Origin of the sequence: Streptomyces hamibioticus (assembly GCF_047946815.1) — a bacterium.
In the GTDB taxonomy this organism is placed as follows: Bacteria; Actinomycetota; Actinomycetes; order Streptomycetales; family Streptomycetaceae; genus Streptomyces.
The window spans coordinates 796562-815617 of the sequence record NZ_JBKKQY010000001.1 but is presented as its reverse complement, the minus strand read 5'-3'; the positions used below and the strand labels follow the sequence as shown (position 1 = coordinate 815617).

The 19056-nt window shown below is 73.8% G+C and carries 16 protein-coding genes and 1 riboswitch; of the genes, 10 read left to right on the top strand and 6 right to left on the bottom strand.

The annotated features are described in order from the left end of the window. Window positions 1–2: 2 nt before the first annotated feature. A riboswitch (cobalamin riboswitch) is annotated at window positions 3–184 on the bottom strand. A 22-nt stretch (window positions 185–206) separates the two neighbouring features. The 3 genes from meaB to ACLGIH_RS03710 are packed head-to-tail and all read right to left on the bottom strand — an operon-like array spanning window position 207 to window position 5207. After that, window positions 207–1205 (bottom strand): methylmalonyl Co-A mutase-associated GTPase MeaB, encoded by a 999-nt coding sequence (gene meaB, locus ACLGIH_RS03720; protein ID WP_416523768.1) that lies wholly within the window; start codon window positions 1203–1205, stop codon window positions 207–209. Between the two features lie 13 nt (window positions 1206–1218). Then, entirely contained in the window at window positions 1219–3396 is a 2178-nt protein-coding gene (scpA, locus tag ACLGIH_RS03715) for a methylmalonyl-CoA mutase (RefSeq protein WP_416523767.1), read from the bottom strand. After that, window positions 3396–5207 (bottom strand): methylmalonyl-CoA mutase family protein, encoded by a 1812-nt coding sequence (locus tag ACLGIH_RS03710; RefSeq protein WP_416523766.1) that lies wholly within the window; start codon window positions 5205–5207, stop codon window positions 3396–3398. Before ACLGIH_RS03710 ends, scpA begins: the two co-directional genes overlap by 1 nt. Before the next feature lie 270 nt (window positions 5208–5477). On the opposite strand from ACLGIH_RS03710, the gene ACLGIH_RS03705 reads away from it, so the two are divergent. Beyond that, window positions 5478–6113, top strand: a complete 636-nt coding sequence (locus ACLGIH_RS03705; RefSeq protein ID WP_416523765.1) for a class I SAM-dependent methyltransferase — start codon at window positions 5478–5480, stop codon at window positions 6111–6113. Between the two features lie 13 nt (window positions 6114–6126). Here the strand turns inward: ACLGIH_RS03705 and ACLGIH_RS03700 are convergent, their stop codons facing one another. Further along, a complete protein-coding gene (locus ACLGIH_RS03700; protein ID WP_416523764.1) occupies window positions 6127–6864 on the bottom strand; it encodes a D-Ala-D-Ala carboxypeptidase family metallohydrolase in 738 nt (245 codons plus the stop codon). Between the two features lie 462 nt (window positions 6865–7326). On the opposite strand from ACLGIH_RS03700, the gene ACLGIH_RS03695 reads away from it, so the two are divergent. The 6 genes from ACLGIH_RS03695 (at window position 7327) to ACLGIH_RS03670 (ending at window position 13198) form a co-directional block, all read left to right on the top strand. Beyond that, the gene (locus ACLGIH_RS03695; RefSeq protein WP_416523763.1) at window positions 7327–9042 is read left to right on the top strand and encodes a RecQ family ATP-dependent DNA helicase; all 1716 of its coding nucleotides are present in this window, start codon (window positions 7327–7329) and stop codon (window positions 9040–9042) included. Window positions 9043–9244: 202 nt separating this feature from the next. After that, entirely contained in the window at window positions 9245–9433 is a 189-nt protein-coding gene (locus ACLGIH_RS03690) for a hypothetical protein (protein ID WP_416523762.1), read from the top strand. A gap of 21 nt (window positions 9434–9454) precedes the next feature. After that, entirely contained in the window at window positions 9455–10165 is a 711-nt protein-coding gene (locus ACLGIH_RS03685; RefSeq protein ID WP_416523761.1) for a hypothetical protein, read from the top strand. Next, window positions 10162–11175 carry a DUF6895 family protein gene (locus ACLGIH_RS03680; protein ID WP_416523760.1) on the top strand — a complete coding sequence of 338 codons (1014 nt, stop codon included), beginning with the start codon at window positions 10162–10164 and terminating at the stop codon, window positions 11173–11175. The genes ACLGIH_RS03685 and ACLGIH_RS03680 overlap by 4 nt, the downstream gene beginning before the upstream one ends. Next, complete coding sequence (locus ACLGIH_RS03675; RefSeq protein ID WP_416523759.1) at window positions 11172–12092, top strand: DUF6895 family protein; 921 nt, start codon at window positions 11172–11174, stop codon at window positions 12090–12092. Before ACLGIH_RS03680 ends, ACLGIH_RS03675 begins: the two co-directional genes overlap by 4 nt. Further along, window positions 12089–13198 carry a serine hydrolase domain-containing protein gene (locus ACLGIH_RS03670; protein ID WP_416523758.1) on the top strand — a complete coding sequence of 370 codons (1110 nt, stop codon included), beginning with the start codon at window positions 12089–12091 and terminating at the stop codon, window positions 13196–13198. Before ACLGIH_RS03675 ends, ACLGIH_RS03670 begins: the two co-directional genes overlap by 4 nt. A gap of 45 nt (window positions 13199–13243) precedes the next feature. On the opposite strand, the gene ACLGIH_RS03665 is transcribed toward ACLGIH_RS03670, so the two are convergent. Both ACLGIH_RS03665 and ACLGIH_RS03660 read right to left on the bottom strand, forming a co-directional pair. Beyond that, on the bottom strand, window positions 13244–14623 hold the full coding sequence (locus ACLGIH_RS03665) for an alpha-lytic protease prodomain-containing protein (RefSeq protein ID WP_416523757.1): 1380 nt from the start codon (window positions 14621–14623) through the stop codon (window positions 13244–13246). A gap of 154 nt (window positions 14624–14777) precedes the next feature. Beyond that, a complete protein-coding gene (locus ACLGIH_RS03660; protein ID WP_416523756.1) occupies window positions 14778–16442 on the bottom strand; it encodes an alkaline phosphatase D family protein in 1665 nt (554 codons plus the stop codon). Between the two features lie 369 nt (window positions 16443–16811). Between ACLGIH_RS03660 and ACLGIH_RS03655 the strand changes: the two genes are divergently transcribed. From ACLGIH_RS03655 to ACLGIH_RS03645, 3 genes are all read left to right on the top strand, one after another. After that, the gene (locus ACLGIH_RS03655; RefSeq protein ID WP_416523755.1) at window positions 16812–17789 is read left to right on the top strand and encodes a pyridoxal-phosphate dependent enzyme; all 978 of its coding nucleotides are present in this window, start codon (window positions 16812–16814) and stop codon (window positions 17787–17789) included. 198 nt (window positions 17790–17987) lie between these two features. Further along, complete coding sequence (locus tag ACLGIH_RS03650; protein WP_416523754.1) at window positions 17988–18347, top strand: cupin domain-containing protein; 360 nt, start codon at window positions 17988–17990, stop codon at window positions 18345–18347. Window positions 18348–18621: 274 nt separating this feature from the next. After that, on the top strand, window positions 18622–18933 hold the full coding sequence (locus tag ACLGIH_RS03645; protein WP_416523753.1) for a class I SAM-dependent methyltransferase: 312 nt from the start codon (window positions 18622–18624) through the stop codon (window positions 18931–18933). The last annotated feature ends 123 nt before the right edge of the window (window positions 18934–19056 follow it).

Below are 19056 nucleotides of genomic sequence, written 5' to 3'. Positions count from 1 at the left end.
TCGGAACGGGCCCGCGACAGGCCAGTGTCCTGACTCCCGGATCGACGTTCCCCCGCCTTCCCGCGCGGTGCGCAGTGGCATGTCGAGGGGGTGCACTCCCCGGTCACAGTGGCGGGACCGTGCCGGATTCGCACCGGCTTCCTGATCTCCCGTCGCGGCGATGACCTGGTGATACTACGTCACCTTCGGTGGCCCGTCCCCGCCCTTCACCGCTGCCGGCCGGCTCCGCCGCCCCCGAAGGCGTCCAGGATGCGCTCGGCCGCCAGGGTGGCCGTCAGTTCCCCGTCGCGGACCTGCCGCTCCAGGTCCGGGGCGAGGGAGCGCACCTCGGGGTCGGCGTGCAGCCGGCCCAGCAGTTCGTCGCGGACCATCGTCCAGGTCCAGTCGACCTGCTGGTCGCGGCGCCGGGCGGCGAGCCGGCCCGTGGAGTCCAGCAGCGTGCGGTGCTGCTCCAGGCGCTCCCAGACGGCATCCAGGCCGGCCGACTCCCGGGCGCTGCAACTGAGCACCGGGGGCGTCCAGAAGGCGTCCTTGCCGTGCATCAGCCGCAGGGCGCCCGCCAGTTCGCGGGCGGCGGCGCGGGCGTCGCGCTCGTGCGGGCCGTCCGCCTTGTTGACGGCGATCACGTCGGCCAGCTCCAGGACGCCCTTCTTGATGCCCTGCAACTGGTCGCCGGTACGGGCCAGGGTGAGCAGCAGGAAGGAGTCGACCATGTTGGCGACCGCCGTCTCGGACTGGCCGACCCCGACCGTCTCGACCAGGACCACGTCGTAGCCCGCGGCCTCCATCACCACGATCGACTCGCGCGTCGCCTTCGCCACACCGCCGAGCGTGCCGGCGGTGGGGGAGGGGCGGACGAAGGCCGCCGGGTCGACGGCGAGGCGCTCCATCCGGGTCTTGTCGCCGAGGATCGAGCCGCCGGTCCGGCTGGAGGAGGGGTCGACGGCGAGCACCGCGACGCGGTGCCCGAGCCCGGTCAGCATCGTGCCGAAGGCGTCGATGAACGTCGACTTGCCCACCCCAGGCACCCCGCTGACCCCGACCCGCCGCGCCCTGCCGCTGTAGGGCAGCAGCTCGGTCAGCAGCTCCTGGGCCAGCGCCCGGTGCTGGGGGCGGGTGGACTCCACGAGGGTGATCGCGCGGGCGATCACCGCCCGCTTGCCGTCGAGCACGCCCTTGACGTACGTGTCCAGATCGATCGCCATGCGGGTCACGGCCTCACAGATCGTCGTGACCGAGCCCGGCCGCCAGCCGGGTCAGCAGGTCGTGGGCCGCGTCCGGGATCACCGTGCCCGGCGGGAACACGGCCGCCGCGCCCATCTCCAGCAGCGTCGGCACGTCCTGCGGCGGGATCACCCCGCCGACCACGATCATGATGTCCTCGCGGCCCTCCTCGGCGAGCGCCTCGCGCAGCGCCGGTACGAGGGTGAGGTGCCCGGCGGCCAGCGAGGAGACCCCGACGATGTGCACGTCCGCCTCGACGGCCTGGCGGGCCACCTCGGCCGGGGTCTGGAACAGCGGGCCGACGTCGACGTCGAAGCCGAGGTCGGCGAAGGCCGTGGCGATCACCTTCTGGCCGCGGTCGTGGCCGTCCTGGCCCATCTTGGCGACCAGGATGCGCGGCCGGCGGCCCTCGGCCTCGGCGAAGGCGTCCACCAGGGCCCGGGTGCGGTCCACGGACGGCGACTCCCCGGCTTCGTTGCGGTACACACCGGAGATGGTACGGATCTGGCCCGCGTGCCGGCCGTACACCTTCTCCAGGGCGTCCGAGATCTCCCCGACCGTCGCCTTCGCCCGGGCCGCGTGCACCGCCAGCTCCAGCAGGTTGCCCTCGCCCCCGGCGGCGCGGGTCAGCGCGTCCAGCGCCTCCCGGCAGGCGGTCTCGTCCCGCTCCTCGCGCAGCCGCCGCAGCTTCTCGATCTGCTGGGCGCGCACCGAGGAGTTGTCGACCTTGAGCACGTCGATCTGCTCGTCGGTCTCGACCCGGTACTTGTTCACGCCGATCACCGGCTGCCGCCCGGAGTCGATGCGGGCCTGGGTGCGGGCCGCGGCCTCCTCGATGCGCAGCTTGGGGATGCCCGCGTCGATGGCCTTGGCCATGCCGCCCGCGGCCTCGACCTCCTCGATGTGCTGCCAGGCGCGGCGCGCGAGGTCGTGGGTGAGCTTCTCGACATAGGCGCTGCCGCCCCACGGGTCGATGACCCGGGTGGTGCCGGACTCCTGCTGGATGAGCAGCTGGGTGTTGCGGGCGATCCGCGCGGAGAAGTCGGTGGGCAGCGCGAGCGCCTCGTCGAGGGCGTTGGTGTGCAGCGACTGGGTGTGGCCCTGGGTGGCCGCCATCGCCTCCACGCACGTACGCGTGACGTTGTTGAACACGTCCTGCGCGGTCAGCGACCAGCCGGAGGTCTGCGAATGGGTGCGCAACGACAGCGACTTGGCGTTCTTCGGGTCGAACTGCCTGACCAGCTTCGCCCACAGCAGCCGGGCCGCACGCAGCTTGGCGATCTCCATGAAGAAGTTCATGCCGATCGCCCAGAAGAACGACAGCCGGGGCGCGAACGCGTCGACGTCCAGGCCCGCTTCCCGGCCCGCCCGGATGTACTCCACGCCGTCCGCGAGCGTGTACGCCAGCTCCAGGTCGGCCGTGGCCCCGGCCTCCTGGATGTGGTAGCCGGAGATGGAGATGGAGTTGTAGCGGGGCATCCGCTGCGAGGTGTAGGCGAAGATGTCGGAGATGATCCGCATCGACGGCTTCGGCGGGTAGATGTAGGTGTTGCGGACCATGAACTCCTTGAGGATGTCGTTCTGGATGGTCCCCGCCAGCTTCTCCGGCGGCACGCCCTGCTCCTCCGCCGCCACGATGTACAGCGCCAGCACCGGCAGCACCGCGCCGTTCATCGTCATCGACACGGTCATCCGGTCCAGCGGGATGCCGTCGAACAGCCGGCGCATGTCGTAGATGGAGTCGATGGCCACGCCCGCCATGCCGACGTCACCGGTCACCCGCGGGTGGTCGCTGTCGTAGCCGCGGTGCGTGGGCAGGTCGAAGGCGACCGACAGGCCCTTCTGACCGGCCGCCAGATTGCGCCGGTAGAAGGCGTTGGACTCCTCGGCCGTGGAGAAGCCCGCGTACTGGCGGATGGTCCACGGCTGGTTGACGTACATCGTCGGGTACGGGCCGCGCAGATACGGGGCGATGCCCGGGTACGTGCCCAGGAAGTCCAGGCCCTCCAGGTCCTGCCCGGTGTACAGCGGCTTGACGGTGATGCCCTCCGGGGTCTCCCAGAGCAGGTCCGCGCCGTCGGCGGCCCGCTTCACGGCCGTGCGCCACTCGTCGGGGCCGGCGTCGGCGGCCGGCGCTCCCAGCTCGATCCCGGTGAAGTCGGGGATGGACATCAGGACACTCCCATGCGATCGAGGGCGGCGGAGAGCACCGCGACGGCGTCGCAGCCCGCGAAGACGTACGCGTCGACCCCGGGGTACTGCCCCGGGCGACCCGCGAGGAACACGTGCTCGGCGCCCGCCGCCCGCAGCCGGCCGGCGACGGACTCGGCCTGCTCCTCGTACAGCGCGTCACTGGAGCACAGGCACGCCTCCCGCGCGCCGCTCTCCTCGAACGTGCCCTCGGTGACGGGCTCGATGCCGCCCGCCTGGAACAGGTTGGAGGCGAAGGTCAGGCGCGCGGTGTGCGCGGCGGCCGGGCCGAGCGCGGCCAGGTAGATCCGCGGCCGGGCACCGGTCGCGGCGAGGTGGGCGTCGGAGCGGGCCCGCAGCGTCTCGAAGGCGTCGTCGCGCCGCACCCGGGGCAGGCCCCCGGAGGGCGGCTCGGGCGCGGGCTCGCGGACCACCGGCTTCTCGGCCAGGAAGGGGAACTCGCTGACGCCGGTGATGGGCTCGCGCCGCTTGGCGAGCTTCGCGCTGCGCGCGGCCCAGGTCTCGGCGAGGCGCTCACGGACCATGCCGGAGCGCAGCGCCGCCGCCTGGCCGCCGGCGCGCTCGATCTCCTGGAAGAACTCCCACGCCGCGTGGGCGAGTTCGTCCGTCAGCCGCTCCACGTACCAGGAGCCGCCGGCCGGGTCGATCACCCGCGCCAGGTGCGACTCCTCGATGAGGATGGTGGAGGTGTTGCGGGCGATGCGGCGGGCGAACGCGTCCGGCAGGCCGAGCGCGTGGTCGAAGGGCAGCACGGTGACGGCCTCGGCCCCGCCGACCCCGGCGGCCAGTGTGGCGACCGTGGTGCGCAGCATGTTCACCCACGGGTCGCGGCGCGTCATCATCACCGGCGAGGTCACCGCGTGCTGGCGCTGGGCGCCCGCCCGCCGGGCCCCGCACACCTCGGCCACCCGGGCCCACAGCCGCCGCGCCGCCCGCAGCTTGGCCACGGTGAGGAACTGGTCGGCGGTGGCGGCGTACCGGAACTCCAGCTGGGCGCAGGCCTGTTCGACGTCCAGACCGGCGGCGGTCAGCTCCCGCAGGTACGCCACCCCCGTGGCCAGGGAGCAGCCCAGCTCCTGGGCGGCCGAGCCGCCGGCCTCGTGGTAGGGCAGCGCGTCGACGGTGAACGCGCGCAGCTCCGGGTGGCGTTCGGCGCAGAGCCGGGCCAGTCCGGCGACGGGCGCGACGTCGTACGGCGCTCCGGTGCGGGCCTCGTGGCCCAGCGGGTCGGCGCCCAGGCTGCCGCGTACCGCGTCGTCGGCGATGCCGCGCTCGGCGTACAGCCGCAGCAGTTCCCGGGCGGCCGGCTCGGTCTCCTCGCCCGCGTCCAGGACGACGGGCGCCAGGTCGAGGTAGACGCCGTCGAGTGCCCGGCCGAGCGCGGAGACCGGGATGCCGGCGGACTCGCCGACGGCCAGCCACAGGGAGGTGACGCCGTTCTCCAGGTCGGCCAGGACCGCGCCCGGGTCGGCCACCGTGTGCCGTTGGCGCACGTCCCAGCCGCCGGCCGCGTTGCCCTGCGGCCGCCCGCCGCGCAGATACGGCGCGAAGCCGGGCAGGCCGGGATCGGGGGCGGTGTCGCGCGCGGTGTACAGGGGGCGGGCGCGCAGCCCGTCCTCCAGCACGGTGGACAGGGCCTCCTCCGCCTCGGCGCCCGAGACCTCCTTGTCCGACTTGCGCAGCACACCTGCCACCAGGTGCTGCCACTGCTCATGGGTGGCGTCAGGGAACTCGGCCGCGAGGGAGAGGCCTTCGTCAGGCAGGACCGTCATGCCCGGATGCTAGGACAGATCGACGGACGAGCAGCAGAGGCTGCGGTTGTGACCTTGTTCTCTTTGCGCGTGTGGCCTGCGCCGCTTGCGCAGAAGCGCGGGGTGGCGCGGCCCGTTCACCTCCGCCCGACCTGGGCGGCCGGAGGCGGGTTGCCGTATCGGCAACATGTCTTCCGGCCCGGTGTCCGGGTGGTGCAGGCTTCCTCACGCGGTGCCGTGCGTTCGGGCGCCGCCGGAGCAGACCACCGCGCCCGCCACTGGGAGGCACACATGACCGACACGCCCGTACCGGGCCGCCCCGACGCGTTCTGGGAGGCCCGCTACCGTGACGCCGGACCGGTCTGGAGCGGCCGGCCCAACGAGCTGCTCGTCCGGGAGGTCGCCGGCCTGGCGCCGGGCACCGCCCTGGACCTGGGGTGCGGAGAGGGCGGCGACGCGGTCTGGCTGGCCGCGGCCGGCTGGCGGGTCACCGGCGTGGACATCTCGCCCACCGCGCTGGAGCGCGCGGCCCGGCACGCCGCCGAGGCCGGGGTCGGCGACCGCACCTCCTGGGAGCGTCACGAGCTGGGCAGGACGTTCCCGGAGGGCTCCTTCGGACTGGTGAGCGCGCACTATCTCCAGTCACCGGTCGAGCTCGACCGGCAGGGCATCCTGCGGCGTGCCGCGCAGGCGGTCGCGGACCGGGGCACCCTGCTGGTCGTCCTGCACGCGGGCTGGCCGTCCTGGCAGACGGAACCGCCCTTCGAGGCGGTGTTCCCCACCCTGGACGGGGTGCTGGCCGAACTCGCCCTGCCGGAGGACGAGTGGACCGTCGAGACCCGGGAGACGGTCCGCAGACGGAGCGTGTCCCCCGAGGGCCTCGACGGTTTCCGCGACGACCACGTGTGGAGGCTGCGGCGCGGTTGAGGAGTGGGCGGACTCAGATGCCGCAGGACGGCGCGGACCAGTAGCGGCTGCCGCGGTGGTCGAGGTGGGTGTGGTCGTTGTGGCCGGGGTAGCCCGGGCCGAGGATGCCGTTGAAGCCGTGGTGGCGGGCCTGCTTGGCCAGCGTGCACAGGGAGTGCGGGCCGGCTCCGAGGTCGGCCGCGTCTCCGTAGAGGTGGCGGCTGTTGCTCGCGCCGCCGACGGCGTCGTTGCAGGCGTGCGAGCGGAAGCCGCTGGTGACCCGGATCGGCTGGTCGCCGAGGGCGTGCCGCAGGGCCTCCAGCTTCCACATGGTGCGCAGGGCGTTGGCCCTGGCGGTCGCGGCACTGACGGCCCCGCCCGACCAGGTGGAGTTGCAGTTGTTCAGCTCGCTGTAGGAGAAGTGGATCGGCGTGCAGTCGTCGTCCTGGAGGGCGTAGAGCTTGCTGTAGGTCGCCGGGCCCGCGATGCCGTCCGCGGCCAGTCCGTACGCCGACTGGAACCGCTTCAGGGCCGCCGCGGTGGCCGGGCCGAAGGAGCCGTCGACGGCGAGGACGGAGCCGTAGCCGGGATAGCCGCTGAGCCGGATCTGCAGTTGGGTGACGTCGGCGCCCGAAGCGCCCTGGGAGAGGGTGCGGGTCCAGGTGTAGCAGCCGTCGGCGTGGGCGGTGCCCGCGGTGGCGAGGGTGCCGGCGCCGATGCCAGCCATGATCATGACAAGGCTGACGACGAATCTGATGACGCGTGTGTACATGTGTTCTCCATGCCGGGGAGTGGGGTGGGGCCGAGCGTGAAGGTCATGTGACGCGCGTCAACCATGAGGCATGTGAGCCTGGCGTGGCAAGACCGCGGGAGCGGCGGCGCCGCGAGCCGTCCGGTGCGCTGACGGGGAGTGAACTTCTGGTGTGCCGCGGTGTCTCACCGCCGTCGCGGACGTCCCGGACCTGACCGACCGACTGGCCGACGCCGCCGACGGGGGCGCGATCCCCGCACTCCCTCGCGATCGGAAGCCGGCACCGCGGCACGTCCTGTGAGTTGCCCCGCCGACGGCCCGGGAAACCCGTCGGACGCACATTCGAGCGAAGAAGTGCTCATGGGTGGCCCGGCGGGCGGCGCGGACTGGCGGGCGCGGCCCCGGGTACACGGCCGGTGCCCGGGCACGCCGGCACGGCGCCGCCGGACCGCGAGGCAGTGCCGGGCGAGCGAGGGAGCGGTCATGACCGGGAAGCACGGGCCGTCGGAGCACGAGCGGCGGACTGCGCGCCTGCGCCGCACCGCCGCCGAGGTGTTCGGCTGGGACACTCTCTCGTCCGAGCAGCTCCAGGCCATGCACGCCGTGCTGGACGGCCGGGACACCCTCGTGGTGATGCCGACCGGTTCCGGCAAGTCCGCGGTCTACCAGGTCCCCGGTGTCCTGCTGTCCGGCCCCGTCGTGATCGTCTCGCCGCTGATCGCCCTCCAGCGGGACCAGATCGCCGGCCTGCCCGACCGCGCCCCCGGCGCCGTGGCCGTCAACTCCGACCTCTCGGCCTCCGGCACCGAGGCCGCCTGGGAGGCGGTGCGCCGGGGCGACGTGCGGTTCTTGTACCTGGCGCCGGAGCAACTGGCCAAGGACGAGGCCGTGGCGCGGCTGGCGGACGCCGGCCCCGCCCTGTTCGTCGTGGACGAGGCCCAGTGCGTGTCCTCCTGGGGGCACGACTTCCGGCCCGACTACCTGCGCCTGGAACAGGCCGTACGACGGGTGGGCCGGCCTCCGCTGCTCGCCCTGACCGCCACCGCCGCCCCGCCCGTACGCGGGGAGATCGTCACCCGCCTCGGCATGCGCGATCCACGGCTGACGGTGGCCGGCTTCGACCGGCCCAACATCAGGCTGGAGGCCCGCCGGTTCCTCGCCGAGGACGAGCGGCGCCGCGCCGTCGTCGAACGGGCCGCCGCCGAGCCCAAGCCGGGCATCGTCTACGCCGCGACCCGCAGGGACACCGAGGAGTACGCCGCCGAACTGGCCTCCCTCGGACTGTCCGCCGAGGCGTACCACGCCGGACTGAAGGCCGCCGAACGCGCCCGCGTCCACGACGCGTTCCTCGCCGGGCGCGTCGACGTGGTGGTGGCGACCACGGCGTTCGGGATGGGCATCGACAAGGAGGACGTGCGGTTCGTGCTGCACGCCTCCCTGCCGGGCTCCCTCGACGCCTACTACCAGGAGACGGGCCGCTGCGGCAGGGACGGCCAGCCGGCCCTCGCCGTGCTCCACCACCGGTCCGAGGACACCGGCATGCGGAGCTACTTCGCCGGCCGCGCCCCCGGTCACGACACGCTGGCCGAGGTGGCGGAGGCCGTCCACGACCACCGGGACGACCCGGCCGGCCCGGACCGGCTGCGCCGGGAGACGGGGCTGTCCCGCAAGCGGGTCACGGCGGCGGTGAACCTGCTGGAGGAGGCGGGTGCCGTCGGCACGGGGGACGAGGGCGAGGTGCGCCCCGACCCCGGCACCGGGCCCCGCGCCGCCGCCGAGCGGGCCGAGGAGGCCGCCGAGGTGCACCGGCGGACCGACAGGTCCCGGGTCGACATGGCCCGCGCCTACGCGGAGACCACCGGCTGCCGGCGGCGCTTCCTGCTCGGCTACTTCGGCGAGGAGTACGAGGCGCCCTGCGGCAACTGCGACGTGTGCGAGGCGCGGGCGGCGGACGCAGGGGACGCGGCGGGCGGGCGGGGGGCGCCCGTCCATCCCGACGCCGCCGCCTACCCGGCCGGCGCCCGGGTGCGGCACGGCGAGTGGGGCGACGGCACGGTGCTGAGCGAGGACGGCGACCGCATCACCGTGCTGTTCGACCGGTCCGGCTACCGCACCCTGTCGCTTCCGGCGCTGGCCGGACGGGACGACCTGCTGACGGTACTGGCCGCTGCGGCCGGCGCGGCCGGGTCCGACGGCTGACCGGCCGCCACGGCGGACACCGGCGGAGCACCGCTCCTGCTCGGACGGCCGACGTTCGGCCGTCAACCATCGCCCCACGCAGCAACTGTCCGATTTGTTGAAAAAGTTATCTCCTGAGAAATTTGAGAAGAAAGGCATGCTTTGTGGCTAGATGGACACCTGTGAGTGTGAAGGCCGTCGGCTACCAGAGGGAGATGGTGAAATGCCTTCCACGGACAAGATGCTCAAGGAAGTCACCCGCAACGAGAACATCGACATCGAAGCGGAACTCGACCCCGTCGAGCCGGACGGAGTCTTCCGCGACAGCCGTGAGTGCGCCGCGCTCGCCCTGCAGGGCGGCGCCGGCAAGCTGCTGCTGTCCCCGCCGACCCCGCGCCCGAAGAAGGGCTGACGGACCGACGGGAGAAATGAGATGGAGCAGTCGAGCACGTCAACCCTTCTGCAGGGCACGGTGCTGGACCTCGCTTCCGACGTGGTCTCCGCTCTCCGGAGCGGAGACCACGTGCGAGCGGGGGGCCTGGCGCCGGGCGGACCCGACGACGACGTCACACGCGCCGCGGTGCGCGTGCTGGGCGCCGACACACTGCTGCCCACCGTGCTGCTGGGCGTCCCGCCCGACCCGGAACGGCTCGCCGTTTTCACGGAGGCCGTCGCCGCCCACCGGCCGCGCCCCGACGCCGCCCCCACCGTCGTATGGAGCCACTGGGCCATGACCCGGGTGCTGCGGCGCCTCGACGACCCCGGCACGCCCCCGCCCCTCGACGACCCGCCCGCCCGGCCCGACGCGACCTGGCTCGACGAGGCCGGCTGGCAGTACCTCACCCACCAGCTCGCGGTGCTCGCCCCGCTGGCGCTGCCCGGCGAGGACAGCGCGGTGCTGCGTACGGCACAAAGCCGCCCCGTGGACGTCGCCCGCGGCTTCGTCCGCGCCGTACGCCGGCGCGACTGGCGGCAGGCCGCCGGGGCCGGGCGCTGGCTCACCCTGCTGGACGGGGTGCCGGACACCCTCGGCCTGGAGACGGGACTGGAGTTCGTACGCCTGATGGGCGGTGACGATCCCCGTGTGGCCCTCCAGCTGGAGGCGGCGCGTCTGCTGTCGTGCCCGGTCGGAGCACTGCGGTGAGCCCGGCGGACCCGTACCGGGTGCGGCGGGTGCAGGAGGCCGCCGTGGCCTGGCTGTCCGCCCACCGGGACCGCTTCGCACTCCGGGACGACGCGCTGGCGGCCGAGGGCCAGGTGAACCGCACCTGGAAACCGCTGGGCGAACTGGTCCAGGTCTGCGCCACGCTCATGGCGTGCACGCCACCGTCGGACCCGGTCCACGCCCGCGCCCGCGACTTGGCCGACTTCGGCTGGGAACAGACCGGCAAGGGTGAGCTGTTCCTCGGCATGCAGGCGCTGGAGCCGTTCGCCACCTACCCGCTGGAGGTGTACGCCGCCTTCGTGCGGGCCGGGTACCGGCACAGCCGGTACGAGCAGTCGGCCGCCCTGGTGGCCCGGACCCGCGGCTGGCGGCTGACCGAGCAGTACCCCACCCGGCGCCTGGGCGTCATCGAGGCCGAGCGGCGCAGCGGCATCCCCCCGCACGGGCAGGTGCCGCAGGCGCTCGACCGCACCTGGCTGGGCGGTCTGCCGGAACCCTGGACCTTCGAACGGGCGTCCGGCTACGCGCTCACCCACGTCGTCTTCCACCTCACCGACTGGGGCCGCACCGTCCGGGGCGTGCCGCCCGGCCTCGCCGATTACCTGCTGCACTGGCTGCCGCCCTGGCTCGACACCTGCCTGGAGGCCCGGATGTGGGACCTGAGCTGCGAACTGCTGGCCGTGGCGGTCAGTCTGCCGCGGCTGCCGGAGGCGGACGTCCTGGACGACGCCTGGCGGCGGCTGGCCGCGGCGCAGCACACGTCGGGCGCCCTCCCGGAGGAGGGCGCCGTCCGGGACGCCGCGCAGGAGCCCGGATCGGGCGGAGCGGGCTCGGACCAGGAGCCGTACGCCTTCACCGACTGCTACCACTCCACGCTGATGGCGGCCTTCGCCGCGGCCCTGACGTCGGCTCGGCTCGCGCGGCCGGACCATGCCGGCGGCCCGGAGGCGGCCGGGTGGGAAAGGCGCGGACAGGGAGTACCGGGATGAACGACACCCGCATGATCCACCACGTCGGTGTCCGGGCGCTGGAGTGGTTGTGGGCCCACCGTGACGGTTTCGGCCTGGAACCGGACGTCGACCCCGAGATCGGCTTCCTGGAGCGTTTCAAGCCGATCGGCGAACTGGCCCTCGTCTGCAAGGTGCTGTTCCGGGAGGGCGTGGCCGGCTCGCGCCAGGCACAGCTCGCCCGGCAGCTGATCGACCACGTCTGGCGGGACGCCCTGGACGGGGGCCGCATGCTGGTGCGCGGCCAGCGGACCGAGCCGTTCTCCCCGATCCCGTTCGAGGTCTACCTGCCGTTCCGGGAACTGGGTTACAGCCAGCCGGACATCGAGCGGGCCACCGCGCTGAACCACCGGCTGGACAGCTGGGAGAGGTTCCCCTTGTCGCCGACCCGGCGCCTCGGCCTGTCCGCCTTCCAGCGCCGTTTCGGCCTGCCGGCCCGGCCGCCGGAGTCCGACGTGGCCGGAACCACATGGCTGGCCGGCACGCCCGAGCCGTGGACGGTCGAGGGACACACCGCCTACGACATCACCCACACCGTGTTCCACCTCACCGACTGGGGCGAGCGCCCGGAGGGACTGCCGCCGCACATCGCCGGCTACCTCGCCACCTGGCTGCCGGTCTGGCTGGACGACTGGCTCGACCTGCGACGCTGGGACCTGCTCGGCGAACTCCTCGTCGTCGACGCCTGCCTGCCCCGGCCCACTCTCGACGAGCGCGCGTGGGAGGGGTTCGCCGCCGCCCAGCAGCCCGACGGGGCGATGCCCGCCGTACGGGAGATGCCCGAGGGCGACGCGGACACGGTGTTCGACATCGTCTACCACTCGACGCTGGTCGCCGCGTTCGCCTCCGTACTGGCCACCTCTCGCGCCCTCACCGAGCTGGCGCACTCGGCCTCATGAGGGCCCGCGGCACGGCCTGGCCGGGGCCGCCCGCCGAGGACGCGGCCACCGCGGCGGCCCCGGCGGGCGGTGCGGCCGACGCCGGACGGGACGATCCGGCGTGGCGGGCACGGCTGGCCGCCGCCGTGGCGGCCGTCGACGCGCCCGACGCCGTGTTCGCCGTCTCCCGGTACGGCCGCCGGACCGTGCACGCGGGCGGTACCGCTCCCGAGCCCGCCGTGCCCCGCGAGGACCTGCGGTACGAGATGGGGTCCGCCACCAAGACCTTCACCGGGCTGCTGCTGGCCCGACTGATCGACAAGGGCGTGCTCACCGGCGGCGAGCCGGCCGTCACCTGCCTCGACCCGGGCCGGTCCGCCGGACCCCACCCGGTGACCCTCGCCCACCTGATCACCCACACCTCCGGACTGCCCGTCCTGCCCCGGGGCTTCCGGCGGCGGGCACTGCCCGCCTGGAGCACCAACCCCTACGGGCGCTACCCGGACGACCGGGTCCTGGCCGCCTTCCTGCGCCACCGCACCCGCCACCGGCCCGGCACCCGGTGGCGCTACTCGAACTTCGGTGTCGCCGTGCTCGGCCACGCCGTCGCCGCGGCGACCGGCACCGCCTGGACGGACCTGCTCACCGAACACGTCCTCGCACCGCTCGGCATGAGCGGAACGGCCCTGCGCGCCGAGGACCCCGGGACCGACGCGGCCGGGCACGGAAAAGACGGCCGCACCCAGGTCCCCGCCTTCGACGCCGGGGGGTTCCAGGCGGCCGGCGCGGTCCGGTCCACCCCGTACGACCTGCTCGGCTTCCTGGAAGCCCACCTCGACCCCGGCGGCTCGCCCCTCGCCGCCGCGCTGCGGTCGGTGCGCACGCCCGTGCTGCGGCGCGGGCTCGGGCACCGGCACGTGCACACCATCGCGTGGTTCCGGCACCCCACCGACGGCGGGCCGATGTACTTCCACAGCGGCGCGACCCTCGGCCAGCAGGCCTTCCTCGGGTTCCGGCCCGACACCGGCACGGCCCTGGCCGCTGTCTGCACCCGCCGCTTCCGCGCCCACGACCCGTTCGTGGCCACCGCCTACGCACTCCTCGCGGAGGACAGCGGCCCGTCGTAGCCGGCGCCACCCGAGTGTGGCGCCGGCCGGTCGGTCATCCGTCCGTCACAGCCGCTGCCACAGGGCCGGGGCGGCCTCCGGCGACCAGGACTCCTGCGCCTGGTGGTCCTGCAGGCACTGGTACCGGACCCCGGCGTGCGTCACCGTGGCCCCGCCCTGGTAGACACGGCCGGCCGACCACGCGGCCGCCGTGGCGTTGTCCTGCGGGGCGGGCAGGGTGGTCTCGGCCGATGCCGTCTTCAACGTGAGCCCGAAGTCCTTCAGCACCGGGTTGACGGGCTGGAAGAACGTGATCCCGCCGCTGGTGCAGTCACCGGAACCGCCGGACGTGACGCCCTGCGCCTGGGCGCCGGCGACGAAGGGACCGCCGGAGTCGCCGGGCTCGGCGCACACGGTCGTCCGGGTCAGTCCGTCGACGGTGCCCTCGGCGTAGCTGACGCTCGTGTCGTGCTGCTCGATGGTGCCGCAGTGCCATCCGGTGGTGGAGCCGGACCGGCACACCGACGCCCCGACGAGCGCCTGCACCGACCCGGCGACCTTTACCTTCTCGTCGCCCTGCGCCTGGACGTCGGGGGTGGCGGTCCACTCGGCGTTGACGCCCACCCACGACATGTCCTTGCCGGGGAACGTCGAGGCCTCGAAGGTGCCCTGGGCGGCATGGTTGGAGCCCGTGGTGGTGGCGCCCGGCTTGCCGCAGTGCCCGGCCGAGACAAAGCCCTGCTGTTCACCCTTGGTGACCGAGAAGCCGATGGAGCAGCGTGCCTCCCCGTCGATGTAGTAGGCGTCGCCGCCGACGAGGTCGGTCGCCAGGACCCGCGGCCGCTGGGCGGAGACGTGCACGCCCACGTCCTGTCCCTCGACGCCCGCGGCCTCGACGAAAGCCGCCGCGGCCGACTGGCTGGTGGCCTGGACCACGACCCGGTTGGCCGGTACGTCGACGTACCAGACCGGCGTCTCGGGGGTCCGCACGCGCCGGGCCGCGTCGTCCAGCTTCCGCTTCACGGCTTGCAGATCGTTCAGCGTCCGGTCCACGACGGTCGCCGTGGCGCCCTGGGCGCGGATCGCGGGCACGTCCGCGGCGTCGATGGTGGCGACGGTGAGCCGGGTGGAGGTCGTGCCGCTGACCCAGGCACCGGCGAAGTTCGCGCCCAGGGTGTTGCGCAGGCGGCCCGCGCGGGTGCCGGCCTCCGCCTCGTTGACCAGCCGGGCCGCCGCCTGTTCCGGCGTCAGCTTCAGGTCGCGGGCCAGGGCGCGCAGCAGGCCGGCCGACGGTCTGTCGGCGCCGAGCGTCTGCGCGGCGGTGGGCAGCGGACCCGGCGCGGGCGGCGGCTCGGCGGACGCGGCCGAGGGCAGTGCGGTCAGGACGAGGGCGCCGAGCGCGGTCAGGGCGATGCGGCGCCCGCTCGCGGCGTGTCTGCCGACCATGCGATGTGCCTCCTTCGGAAAAGGTGGGACTGCGGCGGAGTTCCTAGACCTTGCCGCGACGGCCCGCGGCGATACCGGAAACGGGACGTGTCAGCGCTATGGGGGACGTCCGGTGGTGGCAAGTGCAGTACCGGGCGGCGCCGGCCGCCGTGCCTCACGCCGGCTTCAGCCCCGGCGACCCCGCCTCGGTGACGAACGACCCGGCCGTGGTCAGTGCCGCGCCGGGCGTGGTCACGGCGGACACGGTCTTGAAGTCCAGCTGGGCCTCCTGGTGGCCGATCTCGACCCGGGCGAAGCCGCGCTTGGCGTTGTAGAACTTCATGTGGGGGTTGGCCCGCATGAAGGTGTCCCAGTTGTCGGGCCGCTCCACGCCGTCCTTGCCGCTGGCGACGGAGGTGCAGGTCAGCTCCGTGCCGACGGTCTTCGACTGCGGGTCGTCGAAGTTCTCCTTGATGTCGAAGGCGTAGGCGACGTGCACGTCGCCGGTGAGGACGAGCCAGTTGTCGATGCCGGCCGCCTGCGCCCCGGCCACGACCCGGCCGCGGGAGGCGCGGTAGCCGTCCCAGGCGTCCATGGACATCGAGGCGTTGGCGTCCGTGGAGAACTTGCGCTGGGAGAAACACACCTGCTGGGGCATCACGTTCCACAGCGCGCCGGAGGTCCGCCAGCCGTCCAGCAGCCAGCGCTCCTGCGCGTCCCCGGTGAGGGTGCGGGCCGGGTCGTCCGACTCGGGTCCCGGAGGGTGCGGCCGGTCGCCGTAGGCCTGGTCGGAGCGGTACTGGCGGGTGTCGAGGATGTCGAACTGCGCGAGGCTGCCCCAGTGCAGCCGGCGGTACAGCAGGGCGTCCGGTCCCTGCGGGAGCTGGGCGGAGCGCAGCGGCTGGTTCTCCCAGTACGCGCGGTAGGCGGCGGCCCGCCGCACCAGGAACTGCTCCGGCGGCACGCCGTTCTCCGGGATGGAGGCGGCGTAGTTGTTCTCCGTCTCGTGGTCGTCCCAGGTGACCACGAACGGGTGCGCGGCATGGGCCGCCTGGAGATCCTCGTCGCTCTTGTACAGGGCGTACCGCAGCCGGTAGTCCGCCAGGGTCATGGTCTCGCGGTTGAACACGTCGGGCAGTGTGACGTCGGTGTACCGGCGCTCGCCGCCCGCCGAGTTCACCGCGTACTCGTACAGGTAGTCGCCGAGGTGGAACACCACGTCGACGTCCTCCTCGGCGAGGTGCCGGTGCACGGTGTAGTAGCCGTCCTGGTAGGCCTGGCAGGCGACCGCGGCCAGGGTGAGGGAGGAGACCCAGGAGCCCGCGGCGGGGGCCGTACGGGTGCGGCCGGTCGGGCTGATCCAGGCCCCGGCCCGGAACCGGTAGTGGTACTCGCTGCCCGGCGTCAGGCCTTTGACGTCGACGTGCAGGGTGTGGTTGTACTCCGGGTGGGCCACGGCGGAGCCCCGCCGGACGACGGCCGCGAAGTACGGGTCCATCGCGACCTCCCACTGGACCGTCACCCGCTGCTCGCCCAGCCCGCCGTCCGTCGCGAAGGGTTCGGGAGCCAGCCGCGTCCACAACAGCACCGAGTCCGGCAGCGGGTCCCCGGAGGCGACGCCCAGCGTGAACGGGTCGCCGGGGATCCGCGCGGCGTCCAGTTCGGTCGCGGCGGCGGCGCCCCGGGCCGGCAGGTTGGTGGTGAAGGCGAGGGCGGCGGCGGCCGCGGTGACGGTGAGGAAGCGCCGCCGTCGCAGGTGCCGGGCGGCGTCGGTCAGCACGGCGTCGTGCGGGGAGTGGGCGTGTTCTGCCAGTGCGCTGGGACGACGCGTGGGCGCCATTCGGTGTCCTCTCGTGCGGGGCGGGAGGCGGCGCGGGCGCGTCCAGGGGCGAAACGGCACGGTGAGCCGTCGCGCGGTGACGGCGACCCGCGCACGCGGACCATGCATGCTAAGCAGACAAAATGCCGCAAATTGGAAGGACTTGCGGAGTGATCACACAGGAGGCGGAACGCTGCATCAACGGCCGACCGGTCCCGGGCCGGGAAACCATCGGCCGGTGACGCGTAGGCTCGGCGACCGGGCGGAGGGTGCGCGGCGCGATGAGCGGGACCGGCACGCCCGTTGCGGCTCGTCGTCCCCCGGCGCCGCCCGCACGTACCTCTCGCCGGCCAGGACGACCACCGACCCGACTCTTGCCGGAGGCACCGCGTGACGACCACCACCCCGCCGGTCACCCTCGACGACGTCCGGGAAGCCGCCGCCCGGCTGAACGGCGTCGCGCACCGCACACCGGTACTGCGCTCCCGCACCCTCGACGCGCTGGCCGGCGCCGAGGTCCACCTCAAGTGCGAGAACTTCCAGCGGGTGGGCGCCTTCAAGTTCCGCGGCGCCTACCACGCGGCCTCCCGGCTCACACCCGGGCAACTGGCCCGGGGCATCGCCGCCTACTCCTCCGGCAACCATGCCCAGGCGGTCGCCCTGGCCGCCCGCGAACTCGGCACCACCGCCGTGATCGTCATGCCCGAGGACGCCCCGCCGGCCAAGCGGGCCGCGACCGCCGGCTACGGCGCCGAGATCGTCACCTACGACCGCTACACCGGTGACCGCGTCGCCCTCGCCGAGGCCCTGGCCGCCGAGCGGGGCCTGACGATCGTCCCGCCCTACGAGCATCCGCACGTCATCGCCGGGCAGGGCACCGCCGCGCTGGAGCTCCTCGAACAGGCGGGGAAGCCGGACCTGCTGCTCGCGCCGGTCGGCGGCGGCGGACTGATCGCGGGGAGCGCCACGGCCGCCAAGGGCCTGCATCCGGACACCCGGGTGATCGGCGTCGAGCCGGAGGCCGGGGACGACACCAAGCGCTCGCTGGAGGCGGGGCACCGCGTCAGCGTCCCGGTCCCGCACACCATCGCCGACGGGCAGGCCCTGCCCACGCCGGGGGAGCTGACCTTCTCCCTCAACCGGCGGCTGCTGGACGGGATCGTGCTGGTGTCCGACGAGGAGATCAGGGATGCGATGCGGTTCGCGTTCGAACGACTGAAGATCGTCGTGGAACCGAGCGGCGCCACCGTGCTCGCCGCCATGCTCACCGGCCGCGCCGGCCCGCTCCCGCGCCGGGTCGGCGTGATCGTCTCCGGCGGCAACATCGACGCCGAGCGCTTCGCCCGGCTCTGCGGCACCGGAGGCTGAGGGGGCGGTCCCGGCCGGTCACCCGAATGGCGTCGTCCGGTCGACGGGCGGACGATGGAGTGGTGGGGCCAGGTCCCGCCGGTGGTTCTCGTGGGGACGGTGCGCGGCTCGTGGGGCCGGTGCGCGGCTCGTGGAACGGTGCGCGGACGGAGCCCGGCCCCGGCCGCACGACCGGTGCGGCCGGAAAGGAGGAGCGTCATGTTCGAGGCCAAGACGCTCGACAAGCCGGACGAGCGGCGCGATTTCCCACGCGGTCACCTGGAGGCCGTCCATCTCACGGGGCTCGACTTCGCCGTGGCCACCTTCGAACCGGGCTGGCGCTGGTCGGAGTCCGTGGGACCCATCGCGGGCACCGACAGCTGCGAGATCCACCACAACGGCTATGTCGTCCAGGGACGCCTGGGCATCCGTATGGACGACGGCGGAGAGCACGAGGTGGGCCCGGGAGACGTCTTCGTCTGCACGCCCGGTCACGACGCCTGGGTGGTGGGCGACGAACAGGTCGTCGTCTACGACTTCGCGGGCGCCATGGCGCAGGACTACGCCAGGGCGGACTAGGGCCTGTTGCGAAAGTCCCGTCGTCCGCCCGAAGGGCGGGCCCGGCGGCGTTCGGTGCGTGCTCTCGGCGTGCCGGGTGCAGGCCCTCGTACTGGACGTACTTGGTCCTGTGCCCGGTGCGGCGAGAGTACGTGCCGGGCGTCGCCGGGCAGGCGGGACTTTCGCAACAGGACCTAGCACGTCCGGCCGGCGTGGCACCGAGGAGCGCACCGATGACGAATCCGACGGGCACGGTCGAGGCCGACCGTGCCCTCAAGGCACGACACCGGGCGATGTGGCGAACCCGGCCGCTGTGGCCGGGGCCGACGTGGTGGCCTGCGACCTGACGCCCGAACTGCTGGAGACCGGACGGCGGCCGGCCCGGGACCGCGGGGCGCGGCCGCGGCGGCAGGAGGCGGACGCCGAGGCGATGCCCTTCGACGACGCCGCCTTCGACATCGTCCTGCCCCGCGTCGGGTCGTGTTCGCCCCGCGCCACCGGAAGGCGGCGCACGAACTGCTGCGGGTCTGCCGGGCGCACGGCCACCCCTGCTGTGGGGCCGCGGACCATGTCCGGGACCTGCTCGGGGACCTGGTCACCGACGTGACCGCGTCGCGGCCGTGGACCGCGAGCCGGCCGGCCTCGCCCGCCGGCACGACCGGGGGCCGGGGGAGGGCCTGGTCGTGGAGTGGGAGTACCTGCTGTTCACCGCGCGCAGGACGAACTGACC

Coding starts and splice junctions, on each gene's coding strand:
- meaB (WP_416523768.1), bottom strand. CDS start 1,205: ATGGCGATCGATCTGGACACGTACGTCAAGGGCGTGCTCGACGGCAAG.
- scpA (WP_416523767.1), bottom strand. CDS start 3,396: ATGTCCATCCCCGACTTCACCGGGATCGAGCTGGGAGCGCCGGCCGCC.
- ACLGIH_RS03710 (WP_416523766.1), bottom strand. CDS start 5,207: ATGACGGTCCTGCCTGACGAAGGCCTCTCCCTCGCGGCCGAGTTCCCT.
- ACLGIH_RS03705 (WP_416523765.1), top strand. CDS start 5,478: ATGACCGACACGCCCGTACCGGGCCGCCCCGACGCGTTCTGGGAGGCC.
- ACLGIH_RS03700 (WP_416523764.1), bottom strand. CDS start 6,864: ATGTACACACGCGTCATCAGATTCGTCGTCAGCCTTGTCATGATCATG.
- ACLGIH_RS03695 (WP_416523763.1), top strand. CDS start 7,327: ATGACCGGGAAGCACGGGCCGTCGGAGCACGAGCGGCGGACTGCGCGC.
- ACLGIH_RS03690 (WP_416523762.1), top strand. CDS start 9,245: ATGCCTTCCACGGACAAGATGCTCAAGGAAGTCACCCGCAACGAGAAC.
- ACLGIH_RS03685 (WP_416523761.1), top strand. CDS start 9,455: ATGGAGCAGTCGAGCACGTCAACCCTTCTGCAGGGCACGGTGCTGGAC.
- ACLGIH_RS03675 (WP_416523759.1), top strand. CDS start 11,172: ATGAACGACACCCGCATGATCCACCACGTCGGTGTCCGGGCGCTGGAG.
- ACLGIH_RS03670 (WP_416523758.1), top strand. CDS start 12,089: ATGAGGGCCCGCGGCACGGCCTGGCCGGGGCCGCCCGCCGAGGACGCG.
- ACLGIH_RS03665 (WP_416523757.1), bottom strand. CDS start 14,623: ATGGTCGGCAGACACGCCGCGAGCGGGCGCCGCATCGCCCTGACCGCG.
- ACLGIH_RS03660 (WP_416523756.1), bottom strand. CDS start 16,442: ATGGCGCCCACGCGTCGTCCCAGCGCACTGGCAGAACACGCCCACTCC.
- ACLGIH_RS03650 (WP_416523754.1), top strand. CDS start 17,988: ATGTTCGAGGCCAAGACGCTCGACAAGCCGGACGAGCGGCGCGATTTC.